Source organism: Litorisediminicola beolgyonensis, from assembly GCF_042679605.1.
GTDB lineage: Bacteria > Pseudomonadota > Alphaproteobacteria > Rhodobacterales > Rhodobacteraceae > Litorisediminicola > Litorisediminicola beolgyonensis.
The window spans coordinates 40,043-60,666 of sequence record NZ_JBHTMU010000018.1; the positions used below are offsets into that span (position 1 = coordinate 40,043).

15 protein-coding genes are annotated in these 20,624 nt (G+C 69.4%); 8 read left to right on the top strand and 7 right to left on the bottom strand.

All coding sequences use genetic code 11. The features are described 5' to 3' along the window. Positions 1 to 3: 3 nt before the first annotated feature. Together ACFQ4E_RS11570 and ACFQ4E_RS11575 are read right to left on the bottom strand one after the other, a co-directional pair. Positions 4 to 681, bottom strand: coding sequence for a sugar transferase (locus ACFQ4E_RS11570; RefSeq protein ID WP_386803668.1), 678 nt, complete (start codon positions 679 to 681; stop codon positions 4 to 6). 122 nt (positions 682 to 803) lie between these two features. Beyond that, a complete protein-coding gene (locus ACFQ4E_RS11575) occupies positions 804 to 2,855 on the bottom strand; it encodes a GumC family protein (RefSeq protein WP_386803669.1) in 2,052 nt (683 codons plus the stop codon). Positions 2,856 to 3,067: 212 nt separating this feature from the next. On the opposite strand from ACFQ4E_RS11575, the gene ACFQ4E_RS11580 reads away from it, so the two are divergent. After that, positions 3,068 to 4,522: an oligosaccharide flippase family protein gene (locus ACFQ4E_RS11580; protein WP_386803671.1), complete on the top strand. Its 1,455-nt coding sequence runs from the start codon at positions 3,068 to 3,070 to the stop codon at positions 4,520 to 4,522. Here ACFQ4E_RS11580 and ACFQ4E_RS11585 read toward each other — a convergent pair. Genes ACFQ4E_RS11585 through ACFQ4E_RS11595 form a run of 3 tightly spaced genes read right to left on the bottom strand, consistent with a single transcriptional unit; the run spans position 4,469 to position 7,661 of the window. Further along, positions 4,469 to 5,581 (bottom strand): glycosyltransferase family 4 protein, encoded by a 1,113-nt coding sequence (locus ACFQ4E_RS11585; RefSeq protein WP_386803673.1) that lies wholly within the window; start codon positions 5,579 to 5,581, stop codon positions 4,469 to 4,471. The two genes, ACFQ4E_RS11580 and ACFQ4E_RS11585, sit on opposite strands and share 54 nt — an antisense overlap. Continuing rightward, the gene (locus ACFQ4E_RS11590; RefSeq protein WP_386803675.1) at positions 5,578 to 6,552 is read right to left on the bottom strand and encodes an acyltransferase family protein; all 975 of its coding nucleotides are present in this window, start codon (positions 6,550 to 6,552) and stop codon (positions 5,578 to 5,580) included. Before ACFQ4E_RS11590 ends, ACFQ4E_RS11585 begins: the two co-directional genes overlap by 4 nt. Beyond that, positions 6,549 to 7,661, bottom strand: coding sequence for an acyltransferase family protein (locus ACFQ4E_RS11595; protein ID WP_386803677.1), 1,113 nt, complete (start codon positions 7,659 to 7,661; stop codon positions 6,549 to 6,551). Before ACFQ4E_RS11595 ends, ACFQ4E_RS11590 begins: the two co-directional genes overlap by 4 nt. A 121-nt stretch (positions 7,662 to 7,782) precedes the next feature. On the opposite strand from ACFQ4E_RS11595, the gene ACFQ4E_RS11600 reads away from it, so the two are divergent. After that, complete coding sequence (locus ACFQ4E_RS11600) at positions 7,783 to 8,844, top strand: glycosyltransferase family 4 protein (RefSeq protein ID WP_386803679.1); 1,062 nt, start codon at positions 7,783 to 7,785, stop codon at positions 8,842 to 8,844. Positions 8,845 to 8,853: 9 nt separating this feature from the next. Here ACFQ4E_RS11600 and ACFQ4E_RS11605 read toward each other — a convergent pair whose 3' ends face one another. Further along, positions 8,854 to 11,991 (bottom strand): putative Ig domain-containing protein, encoded by a 3,138-nt coding sequence (locus ACFQ4E_RS11605; protein WP_386803681.1) that lies wholly within the window; start codon positions 11,989 to 11,991, stop codon positions 8,854 to 8,856. A 170-nt stretch (positions 11,992 to 12,161) separates the two neighbouring features. Between ACFQ4E_RS11605 and ACFQ4E_RS11610 the strand changes: the two genes are divergently transcribed. The 6 genes from ACFQ4E_RS11610 to ACFQ4E_RS11635 all read left to right on the top strand — a co-directional run bounded on the left by ACFQ4E_RS11610 (position 12,162) and on the right by ACFQ4E_RS11635 (position 20,231). Beyond that, positions 12,162 to 13,889 (top strand): hypothetical protein, encoded by a 1,728-nt coding sequence (locus tag ACFQ4E_RS11610; RefSeq protein ID WP_386803683.1) that lies wholly within the window; start codon positions 12,162 to 12,164, stop codon positions 13,887 to 13,889. A gap of 93 nt (positions 13,890 to 13,982) precedes the next feature. Then, positions 13,983 to 15,206, top strand: coding sequence for a glycosyltransferase family 2 protein (locus tag ACFQ4E_RS11615; RefSeq protein WP_386803685.1), 1,224 nt, complete (start codon positions 13,983 to 13,985; stop codon positions 15,204 to 15,206). Positions 15,207 to 15,213: 7 nt separating this feature from the next. Further along, on the top strand, positions 15,214 to 16,143 hold the full coding sequence (locus ACFQ4E_RS11620; protein ID WP_386803687.1) for a glycosyltransferase family 2 protein: 930 nt from the start codon (positions 15,214 to 15,216) through the stop codon (positions 16,141 to 16,143). Positions 16,144 to 16,288: 145 nt separating this feature from the next. Beyond that, entirely contained in the window at positions 16,289 to 16,753 is a 465-nt protein-coding gene (locus ACFQ4E_RS11625) for a GtrA family protein (protein WP_386803688.1), read from the top strand. A gap of 9 nt (positions 16,754 to 16,762) precedes the next feature. Continuing rightward, positions 16,763 to 18,349, top strand: coding sequence for an NAD(P)/FAD-dependent oxidoreductase (locus ACFQ4E_RS11630; RefSeq protein WP_386803690.1), 1,587 nt, complete (start codon positions 16,763 to 16,765; stop codon positions 18,347 to 18,349). Further along, entirely contained in the window at positions 18,336 to 20,231 is a 1,896-nt protein-coding gene (locus ACFQ4E_RS11635; protein ID WP_386803692.1) for a hypothetical protein, read from the top strand. Before ACFQ4E_RS11630 ends, ACFQ4E_RS11635 begins: the two co-directional genes overlap by 14 nt. A 114-nt stretch (positions 20,232 to 20,345) precedes the next feature. Here the strand turns inward: ACFQ4E_RS11635 and ACFQ4E_RS11640 are convergent, their stop codons facing one another. Then, positions 20,346 to 20,549 carry a hypothetical protein gene (locus ACFQ4E_RS11640; RefSeq protein ID WP_386803694.1) on the bottom strand — a complete coding sequence of 68 codons (204 nt, stop codon included), beginning with the start codon at positions 20,547 to 20,549 and terminating at the stop codon, positions 20,346 to 20,348. Positions 20,550 to 20,624: the final 75 nt, after the last annotated feature.

Sequence of the window (20,624 nt, forward strand, 5' to 3'; positions counted from 1 at the left end):
CGCCTAGCACCCGGTCCGGCGCAGGACCGTGCCGATGGTGCGCCAGAGGATCACGAGATCCCGCGCCAGCGAAAGGTCCTGGGCATATCGCGCGTCCAGCTCGACGCGCGTCCCGTAGGCCACGCGATTGCGCCCGGAGACCTGCCACGGCCCCGTGATGCCCGGCCGAAGCGACAGATAGGCCCCGCGCGCCGACCCGTAGCGCGCCAGTTCCGGAGCGGTGATCGGGCGCGGTCCGACAAGGCTCATGTCCCCACGAAGCACGCACCAGAGCTGCGGCAGCTCGTCGAGGCCGGTCGCGCGAAGAACCCGACCGAGGCGAGTCACTCTCGGATCCCGCGCCAGTTTCATGTTCTCGTCCCAGTCGCGCGCCGCGTGCGGATCGGTGGCGCAGAGCTCTGCCAGACGGCGCTCGGCGTCGGGATGCATGCTGCGGATCTTCCAGCAGCGGAACCGCTGCCCGTCGAGACCGACGCGGTCTTGTGCGAAAAATCCAGGGCCTCCATCCGCCTTAGCTGCGAGCCAGAACAGGGCCACGAGCGGCGCAACTAGAGGCGCGAGAAGAATGGACAGCACGAGGTCAGAGAGGCGTTTGCCGCCCTGCCGGTAACTTAGAAGCGGCAGGCCGCGCGCGCGACCGGGCGCGCGAAGAACCGCGCCTGGTTCGGTGAAATGGGTCATGTCAGTCTCCCCCGGGATCGCATGAAGACCCGGCGCGAGCGGCACCGGGAGAGGCCGCAAAGCGCCGCCCCGGTTAGAGATAATTTTATGTAAACATTAAATATTTCTTGATTTTCGGCCCGTCAGGCGACGTTTTCCCATCGCTCGGCCTCGACCCCGTCCGAAGGATAGCGACCGGGCTCCGCCGCGGGATCGGCACTGCCGAGGATCAGGCCGGCGGGCGTCACTCCGACCCCCGCAAGCGCGTCGAGCGCGGCCAGGACCGAAGCGCGCGGCGTGACCTCGGCCCGCACGAGAAACAGCGTCTCGTCGCAGAGCGGCGCCAGTGTCAGGCCGTCCGCCACCGACAGGATCGGCGGCGCGTCGAGCACGACGACATCGTAGCGCGCCCGCAGACGGTCGAGGAGCATCGCGATGCGGTCGCGGAGAAGCCGGTCGGACAGGAGCCCCTCGTCGAAGGGCAGTCCCGTGACGTCGAACACGGCGCTCCGCGGTCGCGTGAGCGCGGCCTCCAGGGGACCGGTGTCGCGCAGATGCAAGGCGAGGTCCGGCGCGCCCGGCCCGAGCGTCTCGGAGATCAGCGCGGCGCGGCGGGTATCGAGATCGACGGCGAGAACCCGCGCGCCGGTCCGCGCCTGCACGTCTGCCAAGGCGAGCGCCAGCGTCGTCTTGCCCTCCCCCTCCCGCGCCGAGGTCACGAGGAAAACCTGTCCCCGGCCACGCGGTCCGGCGGGCATCATCGCGCGCAGCTGGCGCATCCGTTCGCCGAAGAGCCCGGCGCCGCGACCAGCCAGAGCGGCTGTGATGGCGCCGGGGCGCGTGAGGGGCAGGCGCGGGAGCACCGCAAGCACGCGCTGCCCGGTCGCCTCTTCAAGGTCGGAGGCCCGGGCGAATCCCGACCTCAGCGCCTCGCGGGCAAGGGCTGCGAGAAGTCCCAGGGACAGGCCGAGCGCGGCGCCGACCCCGGTCAGGACCCCCGCGCCCGGACCGGTCGGCGATGGCTCGGGAACGGCCGGGCTGATCAGCCGCGCTTCGGCGCGCTGCATCTCGACCTGCGCGCGCGAGCGTCCGAGCCGGTCGAGCACGGTCTCGAACCCGACGCGCTCGGCCTCGGCGACGCGCTCGAGTTCCCGAAGACGCAGCGCGCTTTCCGACATGTCGGCCACCGCGCGTTCGAGATCCGCGATCTCGGTGGCAAGCCGCGCCTCGCGGCGGCGGGCGATCTCGAGATCGGTCTCGGCGCTCTCGCGCAGCCGGACCCGTTCGGCGGCGATCTCGGTCTCGATCCGGCCCAGCTCGGAGGCGAGCGCGACCCGCTCACCGTGACTTGGGCCGAAGCGGGTGGCCAGGCCCGCGTCCTCGCGCGCCAGACGCGCGCGTTCGGCCCGGAGCGCGGCCAGTTCCGGCGCCTGACCCGAGGACACCGCGTCAGTTTCGGCAAATTCGGCGAGGCGCGCCTCGCCGTCGGCGATGGCGGCCTGAGCGTCGGCGCGGGCGGTGGTCAGCTCCACAAGCTGCTGGTCGAGCAGCGAAACCGACGTTCCGGTTGCGGCAAGCTGGCGGCGCTTGAACCGCTCGACCGCCCCTTCGGCGGCGACAAGCTGAGCGCGCCGTTCCTCGACCTGGGCCACGAGCCAGCGGGTCGCCGCCGTCGCGCGGCGCTGCCGTTCGGTGAGTTGCGCGTCGATATAAGTCTCGGCGAGCCGGTTCGCGACCTGGGCCGAGAGCGCGGGATCGGGGCTGCGCAGCCGGACGGCGATGGCGAAGCCGTCGCCCTGCCGCTCGATCACGAGACCGCGTGACAGGCGCTCGGCGGCCGCCGCTGCGGTGATCGTATCGGGCGGCGCTCCCAGAAGACTGGGCCAGCGCGGCGCGGCAAGCGGGGCGAGCGCCTCGGGCGTCATGCTTGCCACCGTGTCGCGCATCAGCTGCGGCGCGCGCAGTACCGCAAGCTCGCTTTCCACCACGGCGGAAGAGAGCTTGAGGTCGCCGATCAGCTGATCCGCCGCGTCGATCACCCGTTCTTCCCGCGGGTCGAGGAGAAGAACCGCCTGCGCCTCGAAGACCGGCGCGCAGAGACTGGCCCAGCCGCCGAACAAGATCGCCGTGACAAGCGCGATCCCGGTAATCATCCAGCGCCAACGCCAGAGATCGCGCCAGGGCGTCGGCGGCATCGGGCGGGCGACATGCGGGCCAATAGCGTGTACGGGCGCGCGCCGGGGCATCGGGCCCCGCGCACCGCTCTGTCGTGACGTTCTGAATTCGATCGCCTGCACCACGCCCGGCTCCGGAGACATCCTCCGGCCGATCAGACCCGCTCTTGGTTAGGATTATCTTAACGCGCACCGGCCCATTACTGAGGCGCACTCGGTCTGGCAGGTCTACCATGCGCGGCACATCCCTTCTGTCCTCGGCGCTGGCCGGGCTCGGCGCCCAGCAGGGTTCGGGCATCGCGATGACGCTTGTGGCGGCGGCGCTCATGGCGCCCGAGGTCTTCGGCACGTTTGCCCTGGCCGCGGCCTTCGTCGAGATCGGCGTGCTGCTGACCCATTCGGGCCTTTGGCATTTCCTCGCCACCGCCGACGGCGCGGATGAGAGCGACGAGGCCTGTCTGGAGGCCACGCTCTTCTGGGCGCTCCTCGCTCTGGGCAATGCGGGCGGTCTTGTGCTGGCCCTCGCCGCGCCGCTGCTCGCGCGGGTCTTCGACGCGCCCGAGCTTGCGTGGCTCCTGCCGGTTCTGGCGCTCGCGCAGCCCTTCGTTGCGCTGAGCGGCTGGGCCGGGGCGGTTCTGACGCGGCACGGGCGGCTGGGCACCTATTACGGCGGTCTTGCGCACGCCAATCTCGTCGCCGTCGCGATCGGATTGACCGCTCTCGTCGCCTGGCCGGGCGTGCTCGCGCTGGCGGTCTGGCGGGTGTCGCGGGCGCTGCTGACCGCCTGGACCCTGATGCGCGTGGTGCGGCGAGGCCCACTTCGTCGCCCGTCCTGGCACGTCTTCCGCGAGGCGCTGCGCTACGCCCGCCCGCTCTACGGCGCGCGGATGGCCGAGCATGGCGCGGGTTTCGGCGCGGATATCGCGCTGGCGCTCATTTTCTCGACCGCCGAGACCGGGCTTTGGCGGATCGCCCAGAGGCTCGCGCAGGTCGGACCCGAGATCATGGCGCAGGCGGTGCGGATGAGCGCGCTGTCACGTCTTGGAGAGGCGATCCGCAACGGTCGCGGCGCCGCTCTGCGCTTCGCCGACGCGGCGGCGGCGACGGTGTTCCTCGCCGGGGGGGCGGCGATCACCGTGGCGATGTTCGGCGAGGCTTTGGTAGAGGCGCTTTTCGGTCCCGCCTATGCCGCGGCGGCTCTGGCCCTGCCCGCGCTGTCGCTGCGCGCCGCCGCGCTGCCGCTCGCGGGGCTGGTCGAGCCGGTCGCGGCAGCCTCGGGCCGGACAGGGCTCTATTTCTGGATGGCGGTGGGGGAGTCCGTGGCGATGCTGATCTGCTGCGTCCTCTTCGCCGCGTCGGGGGGTGCAGTCCTGGCCTGGGCGCAGGCATGCGTGGCGTGCCTCGCGGGCGCGTTCGGGCTCTGGCTCTGCGCGCGGCAGGTCCGGGCGCGTGCTGCCGATCTGTCGGTGACGCTCTCCGGCGCCGCTCTGTGGCTCGGGCTCTACGCTCTCGGCGCGGGTGTGCTGCGCGACGTGCTCTTGGTGCAGGGGCTGGCCGTCTCGCTCGGCGCAACGCTGCTTTGGGCCGTCTGCGTCACCGCGATGGCGGGCCTGAGCGGCACGCTCGCTCTATTCTCAGACGCCGGGGAGCGCGCCCAGACGGCCGAGGCGGCCGGAAAGCCGGCCTGAACGCCGGGGCGACACAACCCATCCGTCGAGCAGATCGAGGCAGGCTTCGGCAGAGCGACTCCAGCTGAAATCGGCGGCGCGACGCCGTCCTGTCTCGACAAGCGCCGCCCGAAGCTCCGGCGCGTTCCGGAGGGCGAGGATCGCCTCGACCCAGGCGCTCGGATCATCCACCGGCAGGACACGCCCCGCGGGGCCGACGACCTCCGGCAGCGCCCCGGCCTTTGCCACGAGCGGCACGGTGCCGCGCGCCATGGCTTCGAGCGCCGGAAGGCCGAACCCCTCTTCCCGCGAAGGCACACAGACCGCGAGCGCCCCGTCATAGAGCGCCGCGAGGTCCGGGAGATCGAGAAACCCCGTGCGCAGAACCGCGCCGTCGCGCCCTGCGCTCGGACCGCCGGTGAGCACGAGATCGACCCCTTTGAGGCGCGGGTCCGAGAACGCGCGCAGAATTAGGTCGAGGTTCTTGTGCGGCAGGCGGCTTGCCTGCGCGACGCAATAGGGTCGGTCGCTCAGACCCAGTCGGACGAGGGCATCGGGAGCGGCACGCGACGTCGCCACCGGGCCGGGGCCGTTCGGCACCACGCCGATCCGCTCGGCAGGCGCGATGCCCGCAGCGGCGATCCGGGCTCGCGCGTGCTCCGACACGGTCAGGAGGAGGTTGCCGGGCGCGCCCGCGCGCCGCGCCAGCACCTGTCTCCAAAGACGCACCGGCGCGGGATAGGAGGCGGGGGTCGTGAAGACATGCGCGTCATGCAGGAGCGTGATGTAGCCGCGCCCCGTGAGCGGCACGGTGTTGAAGAACCCCGCCACCACGCCCTCTCGCCGGAGCCCCGGCAGGACCCGCTGGTCCCAGAGGGCGCCCGTCCCCTGCCCCGCGACCCGAAGCCTGAGGCCGAGCGCACGGGCGGGCCCGGCCAGATCGGCGGGCACGGCAAGAACCACGTTCCAGCCGCGGGTCGGCCCGGCCTCGGCCAAGGCACATGTCAGCGACTGTGCGACCTGGTTCACCGCGCTTTGCGGCGCGGCAAGGAAGCGTCCATTGACCAGAAGCCGTCTCATCGCCACCCGAGCCCCGTTGCCGGTCGCGTGCCCACGAGCGCGCGGTCGAGCATCAGCGGACCGGCGAGACCGGCCAGGGTCGCCGCGACCACGAGAACCAGGGTGTAGTCGACACCTGCCCTCAGAAGCGCGATCCGCGCTCCGGCCGTGAAGAGCACATGCGTCGTGAAGACCGCCATGCCCGCCCGGCCTATCTGCACGAACACGACCGGCGCGGCCATGCGGCTCAGCGCCAAACCGGCGAGCGGCGCCGCGAGAGCCGCCGCGGCAAAGCCCGGGTCGGCGGTGGGATCGCCGGTCAGGATCGGAGGGGCGGTCGCGATCCAGAGCGCTGTGGCCGCGATGACGGCGACGGCTCCGCCGATAACGGCGGGGCGCTCGGACCAGCGCATCAGCTGCGGACCGGAGACGGCGAAGAGGAGAAAGAGCGCAACATAGCGGGCGAGCGACGGCACGCCCTCGAACGCGTAAGCCGCGACCCAGATCACGGCGGCAAGGGCGAGCGTCTGCGCCGCTCCAAATGCGGCCGCGAGGCGGAGGATCAGCGTGCCGCAGGCCAGCGCGTAGAGATACCACATGATCGGGTGCGGATCGGTCAGGAGCGTGGCGATCCGCGACAGCTCGGCGTGGCCGTTCGTCGCGCCCGAGGCGGCGACATGGGCGAGGATCAGGATCGTGCTCCAGAGGAGGTAGGGCCAGACCATCCGCGTCAGCACCCGCGATGCGACCTCGGGCCAGGCGCGCGTCGACAGGGGTGCCGCGAGAGAGCCCGACAAGGCGAAGAGGACGGGCATGTGGACCGCGTAGATCATCGCCACGGCCGCCGGCTGCCAGGCCGTGCCGTGGCCCGCGCCGATCAGCGCGTGGCCCAGAACCACGAGGCAGAGCGCGCCGCCGCGCAGAGCGTCGAGGCTCGCGTCCCGGGTCTGCGGCGGGACGCGTGGCGATTCGATGAGTGTGGCCGGCGTCATGCCCGAAGCCTCCAACGGGGCCGCCAGGTCAGGATCGCCGACTTCCGCGACAGGATCGGGCGTTCGACGAGATGCCAGGAGAGCGCCGCGCAGAGCGCCGTCGGCCCCAGCCACAGGACAAAGAGCGCGGGCCAGCCCAGCCCTCCGCCGGTCAGCGCGATGACCGCCTGGAGGATCGCGAAGTGGTAAAGGAAGATGCCGTAGGAATAGTCCGCCCCCGCGACCACCCAGCCGCGCGCCGGATTGCAGGTGCCGAGCGCGACGGCCAGGTAGCTCGCCGGGAGGCAGCCGAGGATCCGGCCACCGGGGCACCACGCGAAGATGGCGAGGGTCGCGACGCCTGCCGCGAGGATTGCCCATCGGCCCGCAGGCACCGCATGACGAAGCTGGTAGAGGCCGACGCCCAGAAGGAAACTGACCACCAGCATCCAGCCCGCGACCGGCGCGCGGTAGTCCGGGAAGCGCCAGTCGGTGCGCGCTCCGATCCGCAGGAGCACCAGAGCAAAGACCAGCGCCGCGCCCCAGAAAAGCACGCGGGGGTCCCGCGCGGCACCGCAGAGCATGAGGAGCGCGAGCGCGATGTAGCAGTAAAGCTCGAAGGGCACGGTCCAGAGCTGGGCGTTGGCCTCGAAGGGGCGCGGGTTGGTCTCGAACACGCCGGGAAGCGTGATTGTGACATGGCCGGTGACGTTCACGAGATAACGGGCAAAGCCCGGATCGGAGAGATAGGCGTCGAACGGCAGAGTGGTGAAGAACGGCCCGAGAATGAGCGCGGTCAGCAAGACCTCGACCGCGAGCGCGGGATAGATGCGCAGCGCCCGCAGGCCGAGAAAGCGCCCAACGCTCGGCGTGCGCGCCATGCTGCCCGCCACGAGAAAACCCGAGAGCGCGAAGAACATCGGCAAGAGCGCCATCGCCGCCGAGCCCCAGAGCGGGTGGGCCCAGAGGCGCGCTTCGTCCGAAGGCGCGACCGAGGCGGTGAAGCTGTGGACAAGCACCACCGAGAGCGCCAGCCCCAGGCGCAGGTAGTCGAACCCGGCGGGCCGTCCCCCGGCTGCGTCGAGCGCCGCGCCAAGGCTCGGTTGCGTCTGTTCTGTGCTGGCCGTCATCCGCGGGTCTCCCGGTCAGGCCCCTCTCCGTCCCGCCTCCGTTCAACCCTGAAAAGACTAATAAAATATTAGCGATTGCGCCGCAGACTGATGTGGCAGGTCCTTGGGGCGGGAGGCGCCGATGATGGAGATGGTGGTGAACGGCCGGTTCCTGTGCCGCCCGACACTGGGCGTCGACCGGGTGGCGCGGGAGCTTGTCGCAGCTCTTCTGGCGCGCCGCGATGCGCCGGCGCTGAGGGCGCTGCACCCGGAGGCCGAGGCGTGGGACGTGCCCGCCGCTCTCTCCGCGACGGCGGTGCCTGGTCCGGGATCGGGCGCGCTCTGGGAACAGGCCGCGCTGGCCCGGGCGACCGAGGGGCGCTGGTGTCTCAGTCTCTGCAATACCGGGCCTTTGGCGCTGCGTCGGCAGGTCGTGATGCTGCACGACGCGCAAGCCTGGGACGCCGCCGAGAGCTACCGACCGGCGTTCCGGCGCTGGTATCGCTGGCTGCAGCCGCGTCTCGCGCGCCGGGCCGCTTTGGTCCTGACGGTCTCGCAGCATTCCCGCGCGCGGCTCGAACGGCACGGCGTGGTGCCCGAGGGGCACGCGCAGGTGATCCCGAACGGGGCCGATCACATTCTGAGGACCGACGCCGATCCGCGTATCCTCGAACGGCATGATCTGCAGAGACGCGGGTTCTTCCTGACGCTCGGCGCACAGGCGCGCCACAAGAACCTCGCGCTCGCGATCGACGCGCATCGGCTCAGTCCCGAGCGTCTGCCTCTGGTCATTGCAGGTGGCGGAGGCAGCGTCTTTGCCGGGCACGAGACCCCAGACCCGCCGGGCGTGCTGCGCATCGGCCGGGTCAGCGACGCGGAGTTGCGGGCGCTTTACGAACACGCGGCGGGTTTTCTTATGCCTTCGCGGACCGAAGGCTTCGGTCTGCCCGCGCTCGAGGCGATGCTCTGCGGCTGCCCGGTCCTGGCCTCGACCGGAGGCGCATTGCCCGAGACCTGCGGCGAGGCCGCCGTGCTCCTAGATCCCGACGCGCCGGAGGCCTGGAGCCGCAAGATGACGCGGCTCCTGCGCGCGCCCTCGCATGCCGCCGCGTTGTCCGAGGCCGGGCGCGCGCATGCCCGACGATACACCTGGGCGGCGAGCGCCGAGCGTCTTGCCCGGCACCTCGCCGCCCTGCCCTCCTGACCGCTGCGGTCAGCCCGCCGCGGCGAAGCCCGCGGGCGGCGCATAGGCCAGCCGCTCGGCGCTGGCGTGAAGCCGCGCCTCCGCGCCCGCGAGCTTCTGGAGCTGCACGTAAGGGTAGAGCCCTCCGCTCAGACCCGAGATGTCGAGCCCGCCCGTTCCGCTCGCCGGATCGGCAGCGCCATCGGCGTTCCAGAGACCGGTGTCGTTGCGGCGCATCCACATGAGGCCCGCATCCGCATCGACGGCGATCTGCACCCGGTCGCCATCCCCGATCAGGTTACCGCTGCCGGTGCCCCGGCTGCCGCCGGTCCAGATCAGCAGCGTGCCGATCCAGTAGGCGCGACCCGTGCCATTGGCGCCGCCGGAGATGTAGTTGACCGCATCGGTGGACAGACCGACCGCGTTCACCCCCGAGACCGCCTCGATCTCGACATAGACCTTGCCGGTGAGCGGCTCGGCCCCGCGGGTGTGGCGCGCGCCGCTGATCCCGGCGGTCGCGGTCACGGTCCGATCCTGATCGGAATAGGCGAAATCCTCGGGCGCGGGGCTGTTGATCGCGCTCTCCCAGGCGATGACCGCGGCGCTGGCTCCGGTCACCGGAGCGGTCTCGTCCGAGCGGACGGGCGCGCTGTCGCCGCCTGCGTTCGAGGCGATGACCTCGACCGACAGGGTCTGGCCGATATCGCCGCTCGCCACGGTGTAGCTCTGCGCGGTCGCACCCGGGATCTCGAAGCCGGAGCTCAGCCACTGATAGGCGAAACTCGTGGGCGCGTTGCTCCAGCTGCCCGGATCGGCGGTGAGCGTGTCGCCGACGGCGGGCGCGGTCCCGTCGAGGGTCGGGGCCGACAGCATCGCCGGGACCGCCGCCTGCGTCACGGTCAGATCGAAGGCCGGAAGCACCGCCGCCGCCCCCGCCTGGTCCGAGACCTGGAGCGCGAGACCGGTGAAGACACCCGCCTCGGTCGCGCCCCCCGAGATCGCGCCGCTCGCGGGATCGAGGCTCAACCCGTCGGGCAACGTGCCGCCGATCAGCGCGAAGGCGTAGGGCGGCTGGCCGCCCGCGACCAGGGGCGTGAAGCTGTAGGCCGCGCCGAGCTCGACCGAGGTCGCAGGCGTGCCCGAGATCGCCAGCGCGCCCGCGACATTCTCGACAAAGAGAAGATGCGCGCGGGTGATCCGGAACCGCGCGGTCGCACCCGCAACGACGCCGATTCGGATAATCGCGTTGCGGCTGGTCTCGGCCAGGGCGAGCGGCGCGTTCTGGGTCCGCATCCGCACGGGCGCGTCGGGCGTCCCGTAGCCCAGCCCGGAGGTGCCGCAGCCGGTGCCCTGGAACAGGAGCTCGACGCCGCCATAACCGGTCGAGGTCGGGTCGACCTCGATTTCAGCGAGAAGGTCGTGGATATCGCCCGCGAGCGCGTCGTAGCCCTGAGCGACGCCGTGCAGGAGCTGCAGCATTGTCCGGTCGGGCGCGTTTGCGATCTCGGCCACGAGCGCGCCGTCGGGGTCGCGCGAGAGCACCCAGTCGCCCGTGCCCACCGGGCGCGTCGCCACCCAGTCCGCGGGGCCGGTGCCGGTGACCCCGGCCGCGGTCGGCGCCACGGCGCCCGCAAAGGACGCGGCCCCGGGCGAGAGCAGGTTCGGCAAATCCCAGGCGGTTCCGGTCACGAGCGGCAGGAGCGCGTCGCGGACCTTGCGCGCGAGATAGGGCGCGCCCTCGGCGGCCGACGGGTGCGACTGGTCGAGCTTCATGGCCGAGGTGAAACTGTCGGGCGCATAGACCCCGGACGCATCGCGCGACCCGATATCGACCGCGAGGAACCCGGGATGCGCCGCGACCGCGTGGCTGACGCCGCCATAGGAGACGGTGCCGCCGGTCTCATAGGCATAGACCCAGTCGCGCAGCGCGTTCTTCTCGTCGATGGGGCCGAAGGACGGATCGTCGGGCAGGGTCGGGATCGCCACCACGACCGCGCCCGCCGCAAGGAGCCGCGAATAGATGTCGTCGAGATAGGCGATGATCTCGGGGAAGGTGTCGTCGACCAGCGACTGGTTGGCTCCGACCGGTCCCATCAGGACGACAGTCTCGCCGGGCACGACGAGGTCGATGACAGAGCTCAGACCCTCGGCGATCTTGTAGGCGGGTTCTCCACCGGCGGCCTGCATGTAGCCCTGCGGCTTGCGGAAGAGATGGCCGATCTGACCCTCGATCAGGTCGCGCGCGCCGGGACGGTTGGCCAGAACGCTGTCGCCATCGACGATCAGGCGCGGGCTTGTCGCGGTGTGGGTGAGGGTGATCGGCGCGGCCTCGATCCTCAGATCGAACCCGGCTTCCGCAGCGCCGCCGGAGTTTTCGGCGCGTATGACGAGGTGGCGCGCCGAGGCGATCTCGGCACCGCCCGAAAGGAGGCCTGCGGAGGAAAGGGCGAGGCCCTCTGGCAGCGGGTCGGAGCCGGGCGCGAGCGCCAGTGTCAGACCCTCGCCGGTGAACCCGGCGGAGAGGTCGACCGACACCGGCGTCCCGGCGGTCACGATGGTCTCGGCAAGACCCAAGGCCACCGGCGCGGGCCAGGTGACGCGCCCTCCGCCCGTCGCCTCGGTCGAGACCGGGCCGTCCTCGCCCTCGAGCGTCACGACGGCGCCGATCTCGTGACCTTCATCGGCGGCGGTCAGGAGAAGCGTCCCGCCCGTCTCGCCCGCGATGGCCGCGCCGCTGCGGGTCCAGCGGATCGCCGGAAGGCTGCCTTCGGGCGCGTCCGAATCGAGGGTCAGCGTCGCGCCGACCTCGAAGCTGCCCGAGATCCGCGGTGCGATCACCAGCGCGGGATCGACCGGCGCAAGGCTGGCGCGCAGGGTGATCCGGCCGCGCTGCACGAGGCGCTCGTCGCCGCCGTCGCGCAGCCAGATATTGTACTCGCAGCTGCGCCCCTCGGGCAGAAGCTCGAGCTCGTGATCCGCGACCGCCACAGTGTCGCCGCCCGTCACCTGCACGAGGGGGACAGCATGCAGATCCTCGCCCATCGTCACCACGATCTCGGCTGCCGCGGGCCGGTCGGCGATGTCGAAGCGCAGCGCCTCCCCGGCGAAGAGGCGCAGATCGTGGTGACCCACGTCGAGGCCGAGCGTGACCGGGACGAGATGCGGCATGGCGATTCCCTTTCCTATGCGAGCGCCGGGAGTGTCGCCTCGCGCGGTAAAGGCTGCCTCACCGCTCCGCGCGCCGCTGGTGCAACACCGGGCGGGGGTCTCCGCGGCGGACCGTTGACCCCGGGTCGGTGCTCGGCCGAGATGGCGGCGTTTGTCACAAGGTGTGCCCCGTGCCGATTACTGCGACCTCACCCAGTCCCGTCCGGGTTTTCCTGATCACGGTCCTGATCTGTGCCAGCGGCTTCGTGGCCGCCGCGGTCCTCGGAGGCACGTTCGGCGCATCGCGGGCGATCTTTCTAACGATCGGATTTCCCGGAATGGTCGCGGGTCTGGCGATCATGGCGCTCGCGATGCCGCTCGGGCGCGCGGGTGTCTTCGATGGTCTCTCGCGGGCCCTCGACCGCGCTGGCGCGGGCCCGGCGATCTGGGGCCTGGCGCTCGCCAGCCTGATCGTCTCGATCCTCGGCACCCATCTGGTGTTCGGCGGCTTCGCTCTGTCGATGGATGAATTCATGCCCCGTCTGCAGGCGGAGATCTTCGCCTGGGGCCACCTGACCGCTACCCTTCCCGAGGAGTGGCACGGCACTGCACGGGCCATGTTCCACGGCTTCGCCACCGTCGACCGCGAGACCGGGCAGGTCGCCAGCTCCTATCGCCCCGGCATGGCCATCCTGATCTGGCTCTTCGACCGTGCGGGCCTCGGTCTTTACGTCTCGGCGGTTCTGCAAGCCGGCTCGGTGCTGCTCGCCGCGCGTGTCGCGAGCCAGATGTTCCCCGATGCGCCGCGCGCGCCGCTGATGGCCGCACTCCTGGTCGCGACCTCGAGCCAGGCCCTGGCGATGTCGCTGACGAGCTACGCGATGACAGGGCATCTGTTCTTCAACCTGCTCTGGCTGCATCTCTTCTTCCGGGATCGTCTCTGGGCGCATGTGGCCGCCGCGCTGGTGGGCGTCGCGACCGCATCGCTGCACCAGGTCCATCCGCATGTGTTCTTCGCCGCCCCGTTCTTCGTGCTGCTGCTGCGGCCGTTCCGACCCGGGCTCTTCCTGCTCTACGGCGCGATCTACCTGATCGGGCATCTCGCTGTGCTGTCCTGGGACCGGGTGCTGATCCAGCAGGCCGCCGAACAGGGCGCCGAGGACGCACGCTCGCTTCTGGACAATCTGGCCGGGATCGCGCGACTTCCGGCCCTCGCCGATTGGGCCTCGGTCTGGGTCAATATCGTCCGCTTCCTCGCCTGGCAGAGCCTCGCGGTGTTCCCGCTCCTGATCTGCGCGCGTGCGGCACGGCCCCTCCCCCGCAACGCGACACTGCTAGTCGCCTCGATCCTGCTGACCCTGGCGCCGCATCCGTTTCTCATGCCCGACCAGGGGCATGGCTGGGGCTATCGCTACTTGCACGGGCAGATCGGATCGGTCGCGCTTCTGGCGGCGCTCGGCTGGGACCGGTTGCAGGCCTCGAAGAACCCTGTCCGAATGTCCCGCTTCGTCGTCGTCCTGCTGATCGCCACGCCGCTCCTGATCTGGCCGCTGAAAGCATGGCAGATCAACGGTTTCGTCGCACCGTTCCGGTCGGCAGCGGAGGCGGTGAAGGACATGGACGCGCGTGTCGTCATCGTCGACACTTACCGGATCTGGTTCGGCTCCGACATCGCACGCAACTCCGCCGTCGCCCCGACCGAGCCGATTGCCCTGATGCTGCATTCTCTGGAGCCCGCTCAGATCGAGGCGCTGTGCGAGCGCTCCGATACCCGGTTCTTCACGACGGAGGATGCCGAGGCGCAGGGTCTTTCGACCCATTCCCTGGAGACATATCTCGAGACCTATCCGAAGGCCGCCGACACCGCGCTTCCGATTTTCGACGCGTTGCGGACATCCGGCTGCTTGACCACCGATTGATCACTGATCGAAAACATTCCCCGCAACCGCCCCCTTACTGTCACAATTCCAGCGATGATGCGCAGGCACGAATGACCCGGGGGCAGGATCAGAATGAACGCCATGCAAGACATCGCCTCGACCGGCGTGAGTGAACGCGTCGCCATCGTGCTGCCCTGCCTCAACGAGGCGCGGACCATCGAGTGGTGCGTCAGGCGCGCGCACAAGGCGCTGGACGAGCTCGATCGCCGACACGGCCTGCCCGGTGAGGTCATCGTCGCCGACAATGGCTCGACCGATGGCAGCCGCGACCTGGCCGCCGCCGCGGGCGCGCGGGTCGTTCCCGTCGCCGAGCGCGGCTATGGCGCGGCGCTTCATGGCGGTTTCGCTGCCGCCGCCGAGGCGGGCGCCACCTATCTGGTGATGGGCGACAGCGACTGTTCCTACGATTTCCTCGAATCGGTCGAGATGATCGAAAAGCTCCGCGACGGTGCCGAGCTTTGCATGGGATCGCGCTTCAAGGGCGAGATCAAGCCGGGCGCGATGCCCTGGAAGAACCGCTATATCGGCAACCCGGTCCTGTCCGGCATCCTGCGGCTCCTGTTCCGGACCAAGATCAGCGACAGCCATTGCGGTCTGCGGGCCATCCGGACCGAGGCCTATGAGCGGCTGAACCTGTCCTCGACCGGCATGGAGTTCGCCTCCGAGATGGTGCTGAAATCGGTCCTGCATGAGCTGACCATCGACGAGGTGCCGATCACGCTCTCGCCCGACGGGCGCGACCGGCCGCCGCATCTCAACCCCTGGCGGGACGGTCTGCGGCACCTGATCTACATGTTCTTGCTCTCGCCCAAGCACCTGTTCCTCTGGCCCGCCATCGTGATGAGCGTGTTCGGCCTTGCCGTCTTCGCTCTGCTTCTGACCGCCGGAGGATCGGAGCTGGCGCGGATCGGTCCGTTCCGCATCGGCGACCACTTCGCGGTCGCCGCCTCGGCGGCGCTGGTCGTGGGCGTGCAGACCGGCATCACCGGCATCTTCGCCACGCTCTATTCGGTCCAGCGCGGCTACCGGCGCCCCTCCTCGCGGGTGCTGTCGCTCCTGAAGCGCTCGCGGCTCGAATACTGGATCCTGGGCGGCACTGGGCTGACGCTGATCGGGCTGATCTGGGCGATCACGATCACCGCCAACTGGGTGGCGCAGGATTTCGGCCAGCTCGACCAGATCCGCAACCTGATCGCGGCGGCAACCCTGTCCGTCATCGGGCTGCAGGTGTTCTTCTCGGGCTTCCTCCTGTCGATCTTCGCGGGCAACCGCTCGTCGCATCTGAACGTGCTCTGAGCCGCCGATGCCGTGGCTGAGCGTCCTCGTTCCCGTCTATAACGGCGCCGCGACCCTTGCGGAGAGCCTCGGCTCGCTCGTGGGTCAGGCCGAGGGCGTCGAGGTTCTCCTGGTCGACCAGGGGTCGAAGGATGACAGCCGTGCCATCGCCGAGAGCTTCGCGGACCGGCTCGACCTGACGATCATCGACGCGCCCGAAAACCGGAACTGGGTGCAGAACACCAATCTCGCGCTGTCCCGTGCGCAGGCGCCGCATGCCACGATGCTGCATCAGGACGATCTCTGGAGACCGGGCCGCGCCGCCCTTCTCCGCCGGATGATCGACCGCGCGCCTGACGCCGCCCTCTATCTGCACGCCGCCGACTATATCGACGCGAACGGTCGCACCGTGGGACAATTCGCGCCGGGCTTCAGCGCGACGCCCCGCTCTCTGACCAGCGAGGACGCGCTGGCGCGGCTTCTCGTACAGAACACCGTGGCGCTCCCCGCGGCGGCCTTTCCGACCGAGATCGCGCGCGAGGCGGGAGGTCTGGACCAGAGCCTCTGGTACACTGCCGACTGGGATTTCTGGCTGAAGCTCACGCGCCGCGGTCCGGTCCATTGGAGCCCCGAGCGGCGCGCCGCGTTCCGGCTGCATGGCGGCTCGCAAACCGTGACCGGCTCCCGCGACCTGGACGATTTCGCCGCGCAGCTGGCCACGCCGCTCGAGCGCCACCTGACCGCCCTGCCCGCCCGTCTCCGCGCGCCTGTTCGCAAGCGCGCCGAGGCCTCGAACGCCCTCAATCTCTGGATGGCCGCGCGCTTCCACGGCACGCCGCGCCCCACCCGACCCTTGCTGGCGCAGTTAGCCGCGCTCGGCCCCACGAACTGGGGTCCGTTCTGGCGCGACGCCCGCGTCTTTCAGCGGGTCCTACCCCGTCTGCGGCTGAGGCGCTGAGCGGATACTGTTGTCGAGATGGAGACAATCGCGGGCAAATTCGACTTTTGCCACGAAAATGGCCAACAATCGGCCAAACACTCTCCGTATTGTCCGATAGCCAGAGATCACCCGTATTTCGCTTGTCAAAGAGTTCCAAGGCCCGATGTTCCGACGCTTCCTTCTCTGTTCCGGCACCGCCGCGCTGGTCAACCTCGCCGCCGGGTTCCTGTTTTACGGGGTGTTCGGTCTCGACGGTCCGGTGACCTACCCGCTGTCGGTGGCGATGGCCTTCGCGGCAGGCATGGTCGTCAGTTTCGTGCTGAACAGACGCTACACCTACGAGGCCTCGGGACGATCGATCTGGGTCGAGCTGCGGGATTTCTTCGGGGTCTCCATCGGCGGGCTGGTGATCACCACCGCGCTTGCCACCCTGATCAACCGCAGCCTCACAGAGCTCGGGGCGGAATTTGTCCCCCTCGGGACCGAGAGCTTCGCCCATATCTGCGCGGTGGGCCTGACCGCGATCTACAGCTTCATCGCGCATAAGCGCATCAGCTTCCGCAAGGCGGAGAGCCACCCGCCCTCCGCCACACCCGCGCGGCCCGAGCCGCTCGTTTCCGCCGATTGAAGGACCACCATGACCCAACGCACCGCGCTCATCATCGGCGGCGGCCCTGCGGGCCTGACCGCGGCCTATGAACTGGCCACCCGCACCGACATCAAGCCCATCGTGTTCGAGGCCGATATCCAGGTCGGCGGCATCTCGAAGACGGTGAACTACAAAGGCAACCGGATCGATATCGGCGGTCACCGGTTCTTTTCCAAATCCGACCGCGTGATGGATTGGTGGGCCGAGATCCTGCCGCTCGAAAAGGCCGCCTCGGACGAGAAAAACGCGATCACGCTGACCTATCACAACCGCCAGCACCAGATCGACGCGCCCGAGATCGGCGCAGATCCGGAGACCACCGACGAGGTGATGCTGGTGCGCAGCCGCGTGTCGCGCATCCTCTACGGGCGGAAATTCTACGACTACCCGATCAAGTTCTCTCTGCAGACCCTGTCCAATCTCGGTCTCGGCCGGTCGATGAAGATCTTCGCAAGTTACGGCAAGGCGCGGCTCGCGCCGATCAAGCCGGAAAAATCGCTGCGGGATTTCATCATCAACCGTTTCGGCCACGAGCTTTATGCGACCTTCTTCCGCGACTACACCGAGAAGGTCTGGGGCGTCCCCTGCGAGGATATTCCCGCCGATTGGGGCGCGCAGCGGATCAAGGGCGTCTCGATCACCGGGCTCATCAAGCACATGCTGAAGAAGCTGAAGCCGAGTGTCGGCGACGTGAAGCAGAAGGACGTGGAAACCTCGCTGATCGAGCGGTTCCTCTATCCCAAGCACGGGCCCGGCCAGCTCTGGGAAACCGTCGCCCGCAAGGTCGAAGAGCAGGGCGGCGAGGTCCGCATGGAGACCCGCGTCACCGGCATCCACCACGACGGCGGCAAGATCACCGCCATCGACATCGAGACCCCGGAGGGCACACAGGAGCGGATCGAGGGCGATCTGATTTTCTCGTCCATGCCGGTACAGGAGCTGATCCACGGCTGGGAGCCACCCGCGCCCGAGCCGGTGCGCGCCGTCTCGGACGGTCTGACCTACCGCGACTTCATCACCGTGGGCGTGCTTCTGAGGCGGCTGAAACTCGGCGGCGGCACCTCGGCGGCAGAGCTCGCCCGGAAGGTCCCGGACAACTGGATCTACATTCAGGAGCCGGACGTGAAGGTCGGCCGCCTCCAGGTCTTCAACAACTGGTCGCCCTATCTCGTGGCGGACCCGGACACGATCTGGGTGGGTCTCGAATATTTCGTGAACGAGGGCGACGATTTCTGGACGATGGACGACGCGAAGATGCAGGCATTCGCGCTCGAGGAACTGGTCAAGCTCGGCGTCTGCGATGCCGGGGATCACCTCGACAGCGTCGTCGTCCGCACGAAAAAGGCCTATCCCGCCTATTTCGGCACCTATGACCGCTTCGACGAGATCCGCGATTACGTGATGCAGTTCGACAATTTCTACTGCGTGGGTCGGAACGGCATGCATCGCTACAACAACCAGGACCACTCGATCCTTTCGGCCATGGTCGCGGTGGACGGGCTCGAGGCGGGCCGCGATACCCGCGCCGAGATGTGGGAGATCAACACCGAAGAGGAATACCATGAGAGCAAGTGATCCCGCGCCGCGGATCACGCTTTCGTCGCGCGACGGGCTGCTGGCGCTTCTGGCGCTGGCGGCGCTGCATCTGGCCTTCCGGCCCTATCTCGGGATCGTGCAGGACGCCCATCTCTACGCCGCGCAGGCGCTTGCGCGCCTTGGTGCGGGTACGATCGGGCAGGATCTCTACTTCGCCTACGGCAACCAGGACAGCTTCGCGCCCTTCACGCGGCTCTACGCGCCGCTCGTGGGGGCGCTGGGGCTCTCGCCCGCGCATATGGCGCTCTGGGCTCTGGGGCTTGCGCTCTGGCTCGCCGCGCTGATCGCGCTCTGCCGAACGGTCTTCGGTCCCACGCGCCGGGCTTTCGTGGCCGTGGCGCTCGTGCTCGCGCTGAACGCGGGCTACGGCAACGGCATCCTGACCTATGGCGAGCCCTTCGTGACCCCGCGCCTCTTCGCCGAGGCGGCGGCGCTTCTGGCGGTGACGCTGACGCTCCGGCGTCTTTGGATCGGAGCGGGCCTCGCCGCGCTCCTGACCTGCGCGCTGCACCCGTTGACGGGGCTCGGCACGCTGGCGCTGGTCCTCTGGCTCGCGCTCGGCTCGCCGCTGCGCTTTGCCGTCATCGCGGCGGTCGGCATCGGGCTGATGATGGTGTTCGCGGTCCTCGGACTGGGCCCCTTTCCCTGGCTCTTCGAGCGGATCAACGACGATTGGTTCGCGCATCTCCAGACCCTCGACAGCATCACGCTTCTGACCGAATGGCGCCCGCTGGTCGCGATAACCGCCGTCGCTCTGCCGGTCGTAGCACTCCTGATCACTCGCGCCGAGGGCGCGCCCCTAGAGCGCCGCCTCGCAAACGCGGCGCTTGTGCTCGCCGCACTGGGTCTCGCCGTCTCACTGGTCGGAGGCGATCTTCTACAGAACCGTCTGGTGATCGGGCTTCAGCCCTGGCGCGTCGCGCTTTGGGCCACGCTCTTCGGAAACCTGCTGCTCGCGCCGCTGATCCTTTCGGGCCCCGAGCGCTGGCGTCGGCTTCTGGCGTTCGCCGCGCTGGTGGCGGCGCTCGAGCATCTGACCGGCCTGCGTGGCCTCGCCTCGGCCTGCGCCGCGCTCGGAGCGGGGCTCGCCTATCTGCTCAGATCGCGAAACTCGGCCCCGATCCGGATCCTGTCGCTGCTTCCGGTGGCCGCGGGTCTCTTCTTCCTGCTCGCGGGGCTTGCCGTGAAGCTGACCGGTGCCGCGCCGCTCTCGGTCACGCTGAACGGCGTCGACCGGCTGCCCGCTGACTACCTGCTGCGCAGTCTCGCCGCCGCGCTTGCCTTGGCCGCCCTGACCATGCGGCTTGCGCCCGTGCTCCGGACCGGCTTGATCGCCGCCGCGCTGCTCTTCGCCGTGATGCCCATCGACCAGCGCAGCGAGATGCGGCGCTGGTCCGAAGGTCCGACGACGCTCGACGCCGGGACGGCGGAGCTGTTGCGGTCCGGCGCCGTCTACTGGGAGGGGCAGCTTGCGGCGCAATGGTTCATGCTCAACGCGGCCAATTACTACAGCTGCCGTCAATCCGCCGGGGTCGCCTTTTTCGAAGGTCTCGCGGTCGAACATGCCCGACGCGCCTCCGGGCTGGCCGGGCTGAACACCATCGACCTGGCCGACACGGCGGCCTCCGGCTGCCCGATGCGCGCGGACCCTAAGGCCAAGGGCCCGGCGGACCCGGCGCAACTCGATGCCGCCTGCCGCGCGCTGCCCGATCTCGATCTCATGGTCCTCGAGGCCGAACTTCCCGGCGCTGTGCACCGGTTCGACCTGCCCGTCCCGATCGTTCGCGAAACGGCCGATGGCACGCGCGAGGCCCAGCCGGTGGCCAGCTACCATGTCTACGCGTGCGAGGGTCGCAGATGACCGAAGCGCGATCCGAGCGCCCGGGTCATGAGAACAAAATCTGCTGTCTGAAAAGGGACTAACGAAGGTGTTACGCGACCGGCCCTCCCTGTTCTGGAGGCCGCGTAACCCGTATTAAGCTTCTTTTTCGGCCGTCTGGACCATCTGGCACTTCCAGCTCGAGATCCGCATGTTGGGATGCTGGTTCACCCATTTCGCCAGCTCGGGCTGCGCGCCCATCATGCAGGCCATCGGTGTGACGTCGGTATACAGCATGCTGCGCTCCTGGCATTCGTTCGGAGCCGTGCTCAGGCATGCGACAAAAAGAAGTTCGATCATAGAATACTCCTGTCAATTCCGCCGTAAGTCGTAATCCCTTAACTACATCACGCGCCGTTAAGGTCCCGTGAACCG